We start from the raw sequence: 13,759 nt of genomic DNA on the forward strand, positions 1-13,759 counted from the left end.
CGATCGGGGCCGGTCGCTCCCGGTCGCCCGCGCGGCTCGGCCCCGGACGTCCGAGCGCGCCCGCGCGGGGCACTCCCTGTCGTCCGGACCCGCCCGTGCGGGGCCGCTCCCTGCCTGCCCGGTTCAGCTGCCCGTGCCGGTGCGTCCCCAGTCCGGTCCCACCGCGGCCCACGCGCGGTCCAGGCGCGCGTACCGCAGCAGGACGAGTCTGCGGACGGCGAGACGGCGGACCGTCTCCACCATGAGCCCGGTGAGCAGAGCCGCCGTCAGACCGGCCATGACCGCGTGCGCTCGGGCCGCGCCCGCCTGCATCGGCGCGTGCACCGGGCGCCCGCTCCGGTCGGTCCACAGTGGGAAGGCCGATCCGGGCGCGGAGTCCTGCCGGGCCGCCGTCACCGTCCCCGTCCGGGCCGAACCGTCCGGCGCCGTCCACCGGGCGACCACCGCACGGCGCAGCCGCTCCTCGCTCCCCGTGACACCGGCCGTCCTGCCGCCGCCCGCCGACCGGTCGGCCGCCCGCAGCACCCGGGCCGTGGTGGGCAGCCGCTGTTCCTGCTGGGCGCGGACGGCACGCTGGAGCGAGGCGTTGGCCGAGGCACCGGCCGTCCATCCGGCCAGCGGCACGAGCAGACAGAGCAGCGCCGCGGCCGTGAAGGCGACCCACGCCTCCACGAGGTCCGTGGTCCGGCGCAGGGGATTGTGCCGCCAGCGCCAGAGGCCGATGGCTGCGCGCACGTCAGCACCCCCCTCGTTGTTCTCCGCTCCTCCAACGAGTGTGCCCGCGGGTTGGGTTCCCCGCCCGCCGAAGGGGTCGGGGAACCCGTCGCGGGGCGTACGCCGCGAGTCGTAGGCCCGTAGGTCGTAGGCCGTAGGGCGTCGGGAGTGCTCAGTCCAGGATCTTCACCTCGTCGCCGACCCGGATCGTGCCGGTGTGCTCGGGGACGAGGTTCTGGCCGAAGATGACCCGCCCGTTCTGCTTGCGGTGCCGGGCGAGGGTCCGCAGCGGTTCCTTGCCGCGCTCGGCGGTGGACTGGTCCGTGGTGGTGACGACGCAGCGTCCGCAGGGCCGGGCGACCCGGAAGGCGACCTCGCCGACGGCGAGGCGCGTCCAGCCGTCCTCGGCCCAGGGGGCGGTTCCCTCGATCACCAGGTTCGGCCGGAAGCGACCCATAGGCAGGGGGCCCTCGTGGGCGTGGTCGCCCTGGGCGATCAGGGAGTTGAGGGCGTCGAGCGAGGTGGCGGTGGTGACCATCAGGGGGTAGCCGTCGGCGAGGCTGACGGTCTCGCCGGGCAGTGCGTACTCCGGATCGACGGGCCTGCGGTGTTCGGGAGCGTCCAGGTGGACGAGACGGAAGTCGCCCTCCAGATAGGCCGACACCCAGGCGTCGGCGGCGCCGTCCGCGGGCACGGTCTCGACGGGCTTGTCGAAGATCTCCATCGTCAGGGTGGCCGAGGGCTCCGGCACTTCGACCGCGAGCGCCGGACGGCCGGGCGCGGAGAGGAGCACTCCGCCGCCCGGCAGCGGCTCCGCCGAGGCCAGCGCCATCCGGGGGTGGCGGCGCTGGGTGACGACCTTGTTCTCGGCGTCGACGACGGCCCAGCGGCGGTCTCCGGCCAGCCCCCAGGGCTGGACCTCGGCCTCCGAGGTCGTCAGCGCGCGCATGGCCTTCACCGGGTGGACGTGGACGGAGCGGAGCGCGGGAGTCGGCATGCCCTCATCCTGCCAGCCGCCCCGGCCCCGCCGTCGCCGGGAGCGAAAACCCGGGTCAGTAACCCCCGCCCTGGTAGGGGCGGTTGTACGGGTCCTCGTACGGAGCGGGGGCGGGAGCCGGAGCGGGCCGGGGCGCCGCCGGGCGCATCGCCTCGTATCCCGCGGGCGCCGGACGCGGCGGCTGGGTGTACGGCCCGCCCTGGTGCCCGCGCGGCTGCATCTGCTGCTGCGGGATGTACGGGGCGGGGGCGTGCTGGAGGGGCACGGGGGCCATCTGCGGCGCGGGCTGCGGATATCCGTAGCCGCCGCCGTAGGAGGGGGGCTGCGGGGAGGGCGCCGCCGGGAGGGCGGGCAGCGCCGGGGGAAGCGCCGGCAGAGAGGAACCGGCGACGGGGAAGCCGGTGTCGTAGGCGGCGGGCACTCTGATCGGGGCGATCTGAGGCGTGCCCCGCTCCGCGACCAGGGAGTCGTAGATCGGGGTGTCCGGGAAGGACGGCGCGGTGTGGTAACCGCCTCCATAGGAGCGGTGCGAGGTCATGGCCATAAGTTAAGCCCACGATGTGCTGATTGGGGAGACCCGGCCCCGGGGTTCTCCGTTTTACGCTGGTTTTGTCTGCCCCTTCCGCCGGAACACCGCTAAAGCCTATGTAAACAAAGGCTGTTTTCCCGGGGGATCGGGCACTTCGCTGACGGGAAGTGGCGGCCCGGCTACCAAGGGCGACTCGGCCTCCACGCGCCCTTCACCTGCGAGGTCGGCCGTCCGGAGGTATCGGCCGGACGGCCGGTGCGGGATCCTCGGAGGGATTTCCCGATGCGCGCGGGATTACCGGTGTGATCGCTCGGCGGGTGCTCCGACTTCCCCGGTGATTGCCGCCGGAGAATTTACGGATGATCCACTCCGGACGCTGCGGAGCCGTCCCTTCACGGATGGTCAGCCGATGAGGGCGACGGGGGCGTCCCAGGCGTTGCGGTCGACGGTGAGGGTGGCGCCGCCGCGCGTCTCCTTGCTGTTGGCCTTGTACTGGTGGGCGCGGCTGTGGCCGGTGTAGAGCTTGGGGTCCCAGGGCCAGTCCTTGGTGGTGGTCTCCTGCCCGTTCCACAGGGCGTACCAGAGGTTGCCCGGCAGGTCCGTGCGGTCCTTGGCGGTGGCCACGGCCTTGGCGCTGGAGCTGCTGAAGCCGTAGAGCCCGGCGCGGTAGGTCTTGGCGCGCAGGGTCCGGGTGAAGGACCGGACATAGGCGAGGGTGGCGTCATCGCAGGCCTTGTCGGCGGTGTCGTACGACTCCATGTTGAGGTAGATCGGGCTGCCGGGCCTCATGCCGAGCGCCGTGGCCTTGGCGATCGCGTCGTTGGCGTTGCTCGCCCCGACCGACACGGCGGTGGCGGCGGTGAACCGCTCCTTGTTGAGGCTCTTCTGACAGGGCGGCTGGGCGCCGACGTAGAGGGGGACGATCCGCCAGCCGAGCGCGTCGACCGACTTCGCCCAGCTCTTCGTGAGGTTGGGCTGGGCGCAGCCCCGGTTCCGGCCGCCGATGTAGACGGCGACACCGCCGTAGTAGGCGTCCTTCTTCCACGCCGTCATGGTGCTGAGCGAGGGGGCCGTGCAGGCGTCGAAGGCCCGGCCCGTGTACGTCTTCTGTGCGGGCCAGGCCGTGGCGGCCATCGAGGTCTGCGTCGCGAACCCGGCACCGACGACCGCGACGGCGCCTGCCGCCGCCAGAGCCGTGTAACGGCCTTTTCTGGACAGCCGATGCTTCGGCATTCTTCCCCACCCCATCCGGACACCGGGCCCCGGACCCCCGGAGCCCGGTCACCTTATCCGGCGGACGTGTCGGCGAGACGCGACGATGCCCCTGTTCCGGCGGCACGGGGCCCTCCTGAAGCCGGTGTGCGAGCGGCTCCTTCCCCGCCTCCCGACGCGACCGCGCCCACGTGTGCAGTGCGTCGGCGGCGAGGTGGAATACGGCCATCCTCGTCCGGGCCCGGCGAGAGGCCGCTCAGCGACGGGCCGCTCAGCGATCGGCCACCCAGCGCGCGTCCGGCGGCCAGGACCCCGTGCCGACGATGTGTCTCACGAGCCTGAACGCCTCGCCGACGGGGACGGTGTCCTCATCCGGGTACTCGTCGTCCTGCCCGTTCGAGAGGACGAACCCGTCGCTCGATCCCCGAGCCCCGGGGTCCACGGCATGCTCGCCGGGATCCCCCTCTTCCGCGAGCAGCATCACCATCGCGCGCCCGGTGTTCGTCACGAAGGCCAGCGACCGTCCCGACGAACTGGTCAGCCACGTCTCAAGCCGCCCGCCGTCGATCCTCGACCGCAGGGCTTCCGACACCGTCTCGGACGCCACGGGGACAGGGTCGCGGTCATTGATCACCCAGGACTCGGTCACGAGCACGACGATCTCACGCACGGACCCGAAAGACACTGCCCAGGCCTCAGGGAACCCGGGAGACGGGTCCTAGGTCTCAGGGAACCCGGGAGCGCGTCCGTCGTCATGGCCGAGGGTCCCGTCCGTCTCGCCGGACCGGGCCCTCGGCCGCGTGTACGTCCGCCCCTTCCACGCCGCCCCGACACCCCGGTAGTGCCGTACCGCCGAGTCCACCGTCATCAACAGATAGAGGAACGCCGTGAAGGGCAGCAGGGGCGCGAGCCACCACGGCTGCCGGTAGTACCGCAGCATCGGCAGATACGTCCCCGCCATCACCGCCCACGCCGCCGCCCCCGCAGCCACCGCCGTCCCGTCCCCGCCCGCGAGCCCCGCCGCCACGGCCACCGGCGGCACCAGATACACGAGCCCGAGCCCCGCCACCGTCCCCAGCAGCAGCACCGGACTGTGCCGCAGCTGCGCGTACGCGCTCCTGGCCACCATCCGCCACAGCTCCCCGAGCCCCGGATACGGGCGCACGCTGTCGACCCGGTCCGCGAGCCCCAGCCAGATCCGCCCGCCCGCGCGCCGTACCGCCCGCGCCAGCGACACATCGTCGATCACTGCCTGCCGGATCGTCTCCGGCACGCCCGCCGCCACCGCCGTCTCCGTCCGCAGCAGCACGCACCCGCCCGCTGCGGCCGTCGCCCGCGGCCGCCGCCGGTTGATCCAGCGGAACGGATAGAGCTGCGCGAAGAAGTAGACGAACGCCGGCACCACGAGCCGCTCCCACGCACTGGTCACCCGCAGCCTCGCCATCTGCGAGACCAGGTCCAGACCGTGCGCCTCCGCCGCCGACACCAGCAGCCGCAGACTGTCCGGCGCGTGCGCGATGTCCGCGTCCGTCAGCAGCAGGAACTCCGGCTCCCGCGCGCGAGCCAGGGCCATCCCGTGCCGCAGCGCCCACAGCTTCCCCGTCCAGCCGGGCTCCGGCGCACCCGGCGACACCACCGTCAGCGGCAGCCCCCCGCACCGGGCGGCCAGCTCCACCGCCAGCGCCCCCGTGCCGTCCGTACTCCCGTCGTCCACCAGGATCACCTCGGCCGCCCCCGGGTACTCCTGCGCGAGCAGCGACGGCAGGCTCACCGGCAGCACCCCGGACTCGTCCCGCGCCGGTACGACCACCACCACCCGGGGCAGGCCGCCCGGCCCCACGCGCGCGTGTGCCTCCGTCGGCGGCGGCAGCCTCTGGTCCGTACGCCAGAAGAACCCCTGACCCAGCAGCAGCCAGACCCAGACGACCAGCGAGGCGAGCGCGAACCAGGAGAGGGGGCTCATTCGCGGCAGTCTGCCCCAGAACGAGGGGGATGGAGGGCTCATCGGCTAGGGTGACCGGGTGAAGATCGCGCTCATGGACTCCGGAATCGGCCTCCTCCCGGCAGCGGCCGCGGTGCGGCGCCTCCGGCCCGACGCCGATCTCCTCCTCTCCAACGACCCCGACGGCATGCCCTGGGGACCGCGTACCCCCGAGGACCTCACGGGCCGCGCCCTCGCCGTCGCCCTCGCCGCCGCCGAGCACCACCCGAGCGCCCTGATCGTGGCCTGCAACACCGCCACCGTCCACGCCCTGCCCGCGCTGCGCGACCTCCTCGAACCGGACATCGCCGTCATCGGCACCGTGCCCGCCGTCAAGCCCGCCGCCGCCGACGGCGGCAAGATCGCCATCTGGGCCACCCCCGCCACCACCGGCAGCGCCTACCAGCGCGGGCTCATCCGCGACTTCGCTGACGGCGCCGAGGTCACCGAGGTGCCCTGCCCCGGCCTCGCCGACGCCGTCGAACACGCCGACCCCGAGGCCGTCGACCGCGCCGTCGCCGCCGCCGCGGCCCTCACCCCGCCGGACGTCCGCGCCGTCGTCCTCGGCTGCACCCACTACGAACTCGTCGAGGACCGGATCCTCGCCGCCCTCGCCGCCCGGGGCAGGACCGGACTCCCGCCGGTCGTCTTCCACGGCTCCGCCGATGCCGTCGCCGCCCAGGCGCTGCGCCGCGTCGGCATCGAGCCCACCCCCGACGCGGCCCCCACCGGCACCCTCTCCGTCCTGCTCAGCGGCCGCCCCGGCCCCCTCCCCACCGCCGCCCTCGGCTATGCCGAAGGCCGCCTCCTGGAGGCCACGGCCGCCGCCCACTGAGCGGCCACCACCCCGCTCGCCGAGTGTGATCACGTGATCACACTCCGGCAGGCCGTTCCGGACGGACCTGGGTATTCTTCCCGATATGAGGCACTCCGCCCGGGACCCGCACGCCGACGAACGGACCCCCGCCGTCTGGACCGGCCGGGCCACCAACCGTTTCCAGTGGGTCGCGGCCATCGCGGGCGCCGCCTGCGTCGCCCTGGGTGTCGTCCTCGCCGTCGTCTCCCCGTGGACCTCGGGCGTCGCCCCCCTCCTCATGGCCGTGATCGGCTGCGTCGCCGCCGGACTCCTCGTCCTCTTCGGCACGCTCGCCTTCGTCCAGGTGGCCGTACGGGTCGACGACGACATGATGGAAGTCCGCTGCGGACACATCGGCCTCCCGCGCCGCCGCATCCCCCTCTCCCATGTCATCGGCGCCGACTTCGCGCCCAGTGTCACCCCACGCCACTGGGGCGGCTGGGGCTACCGCTGGCGCCCCGAGAAGGGCACGGCCGTCGTCGTCCGCAGGGGAGAGGGCCTGGTCCTGCGCCTCGGTGACGGGCGTACGTTCACGGTGACCGTCGACGACGCCGAATCGGCGGTACGCGCCATCCGCGACCGCCTGGCCCACCCCGGCCCACCGGCACCGACGGGAGCATGACGGGCCGGGCGGTACGGGTCCCCGGGCCCGACTCCACCGCACCCTTCCTTTCCCTCACCCCCACCCGTCTCTCTCACCCCACCCCACCTCCACTCGTCTCTCACCCCACCCGTCTCCCTCACCTCACCGCACCCGCCCACCACCCTGTGGATCGACAGGTGTGCCCCGTAGACTCCGCAAGGTGAGCGCCACCATCACCCCCGTCGACGCGCCCGCCGCCGACCCCGTCCCCACGCCGGTCTCCCGGCTGCGACGGTTCGTGCGGCCCGGGGCGGCCCTGCTGTCCGGGTTCCTGCTCTACCTGAGCTTCCCGCCGCGCCCCCTGTGGTGGCTCGCGGTGCCCGCCTTCGCACTGCTCGGCTGGGCCCTGCGGGGCCGTCGGCTCCGCGCCGGATTCGGCCTCGGCTACCTCGCGGGACTCGGCTTCCTCCTTCCGCTCCTCGTCTGGACCGGAGAGGAGGTCGGCCCCGGGCCCTGGCTCGCCCTCGCCTGCGTCGAGGCGCTGTTCGTGGCCGCCGCCGGACTCGGCATCACCGCCGTCTCCCGCCTCCCCTGGTGGCCGTTCTTCGCCGCCGGGGTGTGGATCCTCTCGGAGGGGGCACGCGCGCGCGTGCCCTTCGGCGGCTTCCCCTGGGGCAAGATCGCCTTCGGGCAGGCCGACGGCTTCTTCCTGCCGCTCGCCGCCGTCGGCGGCACCCCCGTCCTCGGCTTCGCCGTCGCCCTCTGCGGCTTCGGCCTGTACGAGACCTGCCGGCAGATCCGCGCGTGGCGCGCGGCCGTCGCCCCGCCGCTTCCCGCCCCGGCGCCTTCCGCCCCGCCGCTTCCCCCGCCGTCGCGTCCCCTCCCGCGCGGCGCCCTCACCGCCGCCGCGCTCGCCGTGCTGCTGCCGGTCACCGGCGCCCTCGCCGCGCTGCCGCTCGTCGACGCCTCGGCCGAGGACGGCACCGCGACCGTCGCCGCCGTCCAGGGGAACGTGCCGCGCCTCGGCCTCGACTTCAACGCACAGCGCCGGGCCGTCCTCGACAACCACGTCGCCCGCACCCATGAACTCGCCGCCGCCGTCAGGGAGGGCCGCGAGCCGCGACCCGACTTCGTGCTGTGGCCCGAGAACTCCTCGGACATCGACCCGTACGCCAACCCCGACGCCGCCGACGTCATCAGCGGAGCCGTCCAGGACATCGGCGTCCCCACCGTGATCGGCGCCGTCGTCGTCCCCGGGACCGGCAAGCTCCGCAACACGCTCATCGCCTGGGACCCGAAGCGCGGCCCCGTCGACACCTACGACAAGCGGCACGTCCAGCCCTTCGGCGAGTACATCCCGATGCGCTCCTTCGTCCGCCTCTTCAACAGCAACGTCGACCGGGTCACCCGCGACTTCGGCAAGGGCACCAAGGTCGGCGTCTTCGACCTCGCCGGTACGAAGGTGGGCCTGGCCACCTGCTACGAGGCGGCCTTCGACTGGGCCGTCCGCGACACCGTCACCCACGGCGCCCAGCTCATCTCCGTACCCAGCAACAACGCCACCTTCGGCCGCAGCGAGATGACCTACCAGCAGCTGGCCATGTCCCGCGTCCGGGCGGTCGAGCACAGCCGCTCGGTCGTCGTCCCCGTCACCAGCGGCGTCAGCGCGATCATCCTCCCCGACGGGAAGATCGTCTCCGAGACGAAGATGTTCACCCCCGACGTCCTCGTCGAGAAGGTCCCGCTGCGCTCCTCGCAGACCCCCGCGACCCGGATGGGAACCCTGCCCGAGGCCCTCCTCGCCGCGCTGGCCGCCGCCGGAATCGGCTGGTCGGTCCTCCGTACCGTACGGAACCGCCGGAACGGGACGGTCTGACGCACCGAGAGGCCCGAAGGGTGCCGGTGGCCGGTCCGCGCGGATGATCTAGGGTCGGTCCATGGCTACCCCAGACTTCATCCGGACCCTGCGCGAGACGGTCGGCCACCAGCTCCTCTTCCTGCCGGGGGTGAGCGCCGTCGTCTTCGACGACCACGGCCGGGTACTGCTCGGCCGGCGGTCCGACAACGGACGCTGGGCGGTCGTCGGCGGCATCCTCGAACCCGGCGAGCAGCCCGCCGACGGCGTCATCCGCGAGGTGTACGAGGAGACGGCGGTACGCGTCGAGGTGGAGCGGATCATCCTCGTCGAGACCCTGCGCAAGCCCGTCGTCTACCCCAACGGCGACCAGTGCCAGTTCCTCGATGTCGCCTTCCGCTGCCGGGCGGTCGGCGGCGAGGCACGCGTCAACGACGACGAGTCGACCGAGGTCGGCTGGTTCGACGTCGACGACCTGCCGGAGATGAAGCGTTTCTCGCACCTGCGGATCGAGAAGGCGCTGGCCGACGAACCCACATGGTTCCACACCACGACAACCGGCTGAACTATGGTCACGGCACACATGGGTGGGGGAGAGGGCCGTTCATAGGGTGCGGAGCATGAGCGCCCCCATCACCGCCCCCGGCACCAGCGCCCCATCCGGCCCCGGCGCCACCCCCGTCGCCCCCGCCGGACCCGTCTCCTCCGCCGCGCCCGCTCCCTCCTCCGGACCGGCCCCGTCCGCGGCACCCGCCCCCTCCGCCGCACCCCTGCCCGGGGGCGTCGTCCTCGACCTCACCGGCCGCACCGCGCTCGTCACCGGAGCGGCCGGCGGCATCGGGCGCGCCTGCGCCCTGCGGCTCGTCGCCTGCGGAGCCAGGGTCAGCGCCGTCGACCGGGCCGCCGAGGGCCTGGAATCCCTGGCGGAGGCGGCTGCCGGGCTCCCCGGCACCCTCGAACCCCGTCTCCTCGACCTCACCGATCTGGACGCCGCCGAGACCGCCGCCGCGGGCGCCGACATCCTCGTGAACAACGCGGGACTCCAACTGGTCCGCCCCATCGAGGAGTTCCCCCCGGACGTCTTCCACACCGTCCTCACCGTGATGCTGGAAGCCCCCTTCCGCCTCATCAGGGGAGCGCTTCCGCACATGTACGGGCAGGGCTGGGGCCGGATCGTCAACCTCTCGTCCGTCCACGGACTGCGCGCCTCCGCCTTCAAATCCGCGTACGTGGCCGCCAAACACGGCCTCGAAGGCCTCTCCAAGACCGCCGCCCTGGAAGGAGCCCCGCACGGGGTCACCTCCAACTGCGTCAACCCCGGCTATGTCCGTACGCCGCTCGTGGAACGGCAGATCGCCGACCAGGCGGCCGCCCACGGCATCCCCCCGGAGCGGGTCGTCTCCGACGTCCTCCTCAAGGACTCGGCGCTCAAGCGGCTCATCGAGCCGGAGGAGGTCGCCGAGGCCGTGCTCTACCTCTGCACCCCCCAGGCTTCCTTCATCACCGGCACCTCCCTCGCCCTCGACGGCGGATGGACCGCCCACTGAGCACGCCCCGGCTCCCGGACGGACCCGCCTCCGGGAAGGTTGTCCACAGGGGTGGTGCGACCACACGTACGGCAGGTATCCCTGTGTCCATGTCCCATGAACACCTCTCCTACCTGGAACTCCTCGCCCGGGGCGCGGCCACCGAGGCCTACGACCGGCCCGTGCTGCTCGCCCGCGCGAGCGGTGCGGGGCCCGAGGCGCTGGCCGGGCTCGAAGAGGCCAAACAGCTCGCCCTGCGCGTCCGCGCCGAGCTGGAGGGCCGGCGGCGCCGCGAGGCGGAGCTGTCCGCGCTCTTCGCCACCGCCCATGACCTCGCGGGACTCCGCGACCTCGACGCGGTCCTGCGGGCCATCGTGCAGCGCGCCCGCGCCCTCCTCGGGACCGAGGTCGCCTATCTGAGCCTCAACGACCCGGCGGCGGGCGACACGTACATGCGTGTCACCGAGGGCTCGGTCTCGGCCCGGTTCCAGCAGCTCAGACTGGGCATGGGGGAGGGCCTCGGCGGGCTCGTCGCCCAGACCGCCCGCCCGTACGTCACCGACGACTACTTCGACGACGCGCGCTTCCAGCACACCCGGACCATCGACACGGCCGTACGGGACGAGGGCCTCGTCGCCATCCTCGGCGTCCCCCTCAGCCTCGGCAGCCAGGTCATCGGCGTCCTGTTCGCCGCCGACCGCAGGGCCAGGGTCTTCGAACGCGAACAGGTCGCCCTGCTCGGCTCCTTCGCCGCGCACGCCGCCGTCGCCATCGACACGGCCAACCTGCTCGCCGAGACCCGCTCGGCCCTCGCCGAACTGGAACGCGCCAACGACATCATCCGCGAGCACAGTGGGGTCATCGAGCGGGCCTCCGAGGTCCACGACCGGCTCTCCGAGCTGGTCCTGCACGGCGGCGGTGTCCAGGACGTCGCCGAAGCGGTCTCCGAAGTGCTCGGCGGCACGGTCGAGTTCACCGAGGAGGGTGCGGGCGCCGCCCGCCGTGCGGGCGGCCTCGCGGTCCGCGAGGGCGACGACTGGGTCGCGGCCGTCTCGGCGGGCGGCGAGACCCTGGGCGCCCTGGTGCTCCGGGGCAGGCCCGACCTGGACCCGGTCGACCAGCGCACCCTGGAACGGGCCGCTCTGGTCACCTCGTTGCTGCTGCTCGCCCGCCGCTCGGCGGGCGAGGCCGAACAACGGGTACGAGGGGAACTCCTCGACGACCTTCTCGACGCGCCCGCCCGCGACCGCAGTCTGCTCCGCGAGCGCGCCGCCCGCCTCCACACGGACAGCGAGGCCCCGCATGTGGTCCTGGCCGCCCGGATCGACCGAAGCACCGGGGCGCCGGGCCCCGGCACGACCGGCCCCGAGGCGGGCGGTCGGGAGGCAAGCAGTCGAGAGGCGGGCGGTCGTGAGGCGGGCGGTCGGGAGAGCGCCGACCGGCAGCGTCTGTGGTCGGCCGCCACCCACCTCGCCGCCACCCGCCGGGGACTCGCCTCGGCGCGCGACGGCGGCACGGTCCTGCTGCTGCCGCTCGGCCCCGGGGAGAGCGCCGCCGACCTCGCCCGGCAGACCGCGCGGAGCCTCGGCGGAACCTTGCGCGAACCGGTGACCGTCGGCGCGTCCGCCGCCGTACGCGCCCCCCTCGACCACCCGGACCTGGTGGGCCTCGCGTACGACGAGGCCCGCCGCTGCGTGGACGCGCTCCGGCTGCTGCACCGCTCAGGGCAGGGCGCCGCCGCAGAGGACCTCGGCTTCCTCGGCCTGCTCCTCGCCGACAGCCGGGACATCGACGGCTTCGTCGACCGGACCGTCGGCCAGGTCGTCGCGTACGACCTGCGTCGGGGCACCGACCTGGTCCGTACCCTGGGGGCCTACTTCGCCAGCGGCATGAGCCCCGCCCGTACCAAGGACGAACTCCACGTGCACGTCAACACGGTGGCCCAGCGTCTGGAGCGGGTCGGCCGGCTCCTCGGCCCCGACTGGCAGTCCCCGGCGCGCGTCCTGGAGATCCAGCTGGCGCTGCGCCTGCACGCGCTCTCCGACGCGGTCGGCGGGAGGTGAACGCCGAAGGGCCCGCGCCCGCTCCTCTGGGGGAGCGGGGCGCGGGCCCTTCGCGCGGCGCGGCTCAGACGTCGGCGCCGACCCGGGTGTCCGGGGCGGACGGCTCCGCGATCTCCCCGAGGTCGCGGTCACGGGTCTCCCGGGCACAGGCGAGGGCGATGACGGTCAACAGCGCGGCGGCGATCACGTACAGGGCGATCGGGGTCGAGCTGCCGTGGTCGGCGAGGAGCGCGGTCGCGATGAGCGGGGCGGGCGCGCCGGCGGCGACGGAGGAGAACTGCGCGCCGATGGAGGCGCCGGAGTAGCGCATCCGGGTCGCGAACATCTCGGAGAAGAAGGCGGCTTGCGGCGCGTACATCGCCCCGTGCAGGACCAGACCGACGGTCACCGCGAGCAGCAGACTGCCGAAGGTGCCCCGGTCGATGAGGGCGAAGAACGGGAACATCCAGGCGCCGACGCCGACCGCGCCGATCAGGTAGACGGGACGGCGGCCAAGGCGGTCGGAGAGCGCGCCCCAGAGCGGAATGACGGCGAAGTGCACGGCGGAGCCGATGAGGACGGCGTTCAGGGCGGTCTGCTTGGAGAGGCCGACCTGCGTGGTGGCGTACACGAGGATGAACGCGGTGATCACGTAGTACGAGATGTTCTCGGCCATCCGGGCGCCCATCGCGATCAGCACATCGCGCCAGTGGTGCTTGAGCACGGAGACGAGCGGCATCTTCTCGGCGGTGCCCCGCTCGTGCTTGCGCTCCTCGGCCGCGGCGAGCGCCGCCTTGAAGACGGGCGACTCGTCGACGGAGAGCCGGATCCAGAGGCCGACGATCACCAGCACGCCGGAGAGAAGGAAGGGCACGCGCCAGCCCCAGGAGGCGAAGGACGCATCGGAGAGCAGCGCGGTCAGCGCCGACAGCACACCGGTGGCGAGCAACTGCCCGGCGGGCGCCCCGGTCTGCGGCCAGGAGGCCCAGAACCCGCGCCGCTTGGCGTCCCCGTGCTCGGAGACCAGCAGGACGGCCCCGCCCCACTCCCCGCCGAGCGCGAACCCCTGCACGAGCCGCAGCACCGTCAGGAGCACCGGGGCGGCGGACCCCACGGTCGCGTGCGTCGGGAGCAGCCCGATCGCGAACGTGGCCCCGCCCATCATGAGCAGACTGAGCACGAGCAGCTTCTTCCGCCCGAGCCGGTCCCCGTAGTGCCCGAACACCAGGGCCCCCAGCGGCCGGGCGGCGAACCCGACCGCGTACGTCAGAAACGACAGGAGCGTGCCGACCAGCGGATCGGACTCGGGAAAGAACAGCTTGTTGAACACGAGCGCGGCGGCGGACCCGTACAGGAAGAAGTCGTACCACTCGATGGTGGTCCCGATGAGGGAGGCGGCGACGATGCGCTTGAGGGAACCGGGGGGTGTGGGGGAGGGAGTTGCGGCGGCCATGTGCACCACTT

13 protein-coding genes are annotated in these 13,759 nt (G+C 73.5%); 6 read left to right on the top strand and 7 right to left on the bottom strand.

Translation table 11 applies throughout. From position 1 onward, the window contains the following. Positions 1-123: 123 nt before the first annotated feature. From BU197_RS18830 to BU197_RS18855, 6 genes are all read right to left on the bottom strand, one after another. Positions 124-735 carry a hypothetical protein gene (locus tag BU197_RS18830; RefSeq protein WP_188269431.1) on the bottom strand — a complete coding sequence of 204 codons (612 nt, stop codon included), beginning with the start codon at positions 733-735 and terminating at the stop codon, positions 124-126. 151 nt (positions 736-886) lie between these two features. Then, positions 887-1,711: an MOSC domain-containing protein gene (locus tag BU197_RS18835; RefSeq protein WP_188269432.1), complete on the bottom strand. Its 825-nt coding sequence runs from the start codon at positions 1,709-1,711 to the stop codon at positions 887-889. A gap of 55 nt (positions 1,712-1,766) precedes the next feature. Further along, positions 1,767-2,249: a DUF6643 family protein gene (locus BU197_RS18840; protein ID WP_188269433.1), complete on the bottom strand. Its 483-nt coding sequence runs from the start codon at positions 2,247-2,249 to the stop codon at positions 1,767-1,769. A gap of 393 nt (positions 2,250-2,642) precedes the next feature. Then, positions 2,643-3,473, bottom strand: coding sequence for a glycoside hydrolase domain-containing protein (locus BU197_RS18845; RefSeq protein WP_188269434.1), 831 nt, complete (start codon positions 3,471-3,473; stop codon positions 2,643-2,645). A 250-nt stretch (positions 3,474-3,723) separates the two neighbouring features. Continuing rightward, positions 3,724-4,122 (bottom strand): hypothetical protein, encoded by a 399-nt coding sequence (locus BU197_RS18850; protein WP_223182503.1) that lies wholly within the window; start codon positions 4,120-4,122, stop codon positions 3,724-3,726. A gap of 48 nt (positions 4,123-4,170) precedes the next feature. Further along, the gene (locus BU197_RS18855; protein ID WP_188269435.1) at positions 4,171-5,415 is read right to left on the bottom strand and encodes a glycosyltransferase; all 1,245 of its coding nucleotides are present in this window, start codon (positions 5,413-5,415) and stop codon (positions 4,171-4,173) included. Between the two features lie 58 nt (positions 5,416-5,473). On the opposite strand from BU197_RS18855, the gene BU197_RS18860 reads away from it, so the two are divergent. The 6 genes from BU197_RS18860 to BU197_RS18885 all read left to right on the top strand — a co-directional run bounded on the left by BU197_RS18860 (position 5,474) and on the right by BU197_RS18885 (position 12,316). Next, on the top strand, positions 5,474-6,268 hold the full coding sequence (locus BU197_RS18860; protein WP_188269436.1) for a glutamate racemase: 795 nt from the start codon (positions 5,474-5,476) through the stop codon (positions 6,266-6,268). An 85-nt stretch (positions 6,269-6,353) separates the two neighbouring features. Next, on the top strand, positions 6,354-6,911 hold the full coding sequence (locus BU197_RS18865; protein WP_188269437.1) for a hypothetical protein: 558 nt from the start codon (positions 6,354-6,356) through the stop codon (positions 6,909-6,911). A 181-nt stretch (positions 6,912-7,092) separates the two neighbouring features. Next, positions 7,093-8,748: an apolipoprotein N-acyltransferase gene (gene lnt, locus BU197_RS18870; protein ID WP_188269438.1), complete on the top strand. Its 1,656-nt coding sequence runs from the start codon at positions 7,093-7,095 to the stop codon at positions 8,746-8,748. Positions 8,749-8,809: 61 nt separating this feature from the next. Beyond that, positions 8,810-9,292: an NUDIX hydrolase gene (locus BU197_RS18875; protein WP_188269439.1), complete on the top strand. Its 483-nt coding sequence runs from the start codon at positions 8,810-8,812 to the stop codon at positions 9,290-9,292. 55 nt (positions 9,293-9,347) lie between these two features. Beyond that, entirely contained in the window at positions 9,348-10,274 is a 927-nt protein-coding gene (locus BU197_RS18880) for a 3-hydroxybutyrate dehydrogenase (RefSeq protein WP_223182504.1), read from the top strand. A gap of 89 nt (positions 10,275-10,363) precedes the next feature. Next, on the top strand, positions 10,364-12,316 hold the full coding sequence (locus tag BU197_RS18885; protein WP_188269440.1) for a helix-turn-helix domain-containing protein: 1,953 nt from the start codon (positions 10,364-10,366) through the stop codon (positions 12,314-12,316). 64 nt (positions 12,317-12,380) lie between these two features. Here the strand turns inward: BU197_RS18885 and BU197_RS18890 are convergent, their stop codons facing one another. Next, positions 12,381-13,748: an MFS transporter gene (locus tag BU197_RS18890; protein ID WP_188269441.1), complete on the bottom strand. Its 1,368-nt coding sequence runs from the start codon at positions 13,746-13,748 to the stop codon at positions 12,381-12,383. Between the last annotated feature and the right edge of the window lie 11 nt (positions 13,749-13,759).

Source organism: Streptomyces sp. CBMA291, from assembly GCF_014596525.1.
Lineage (GTDB): Bacteria > Actinomycetota > Actinomycetes > Streptomycetales > Streptomycetaceae > Streptomyces.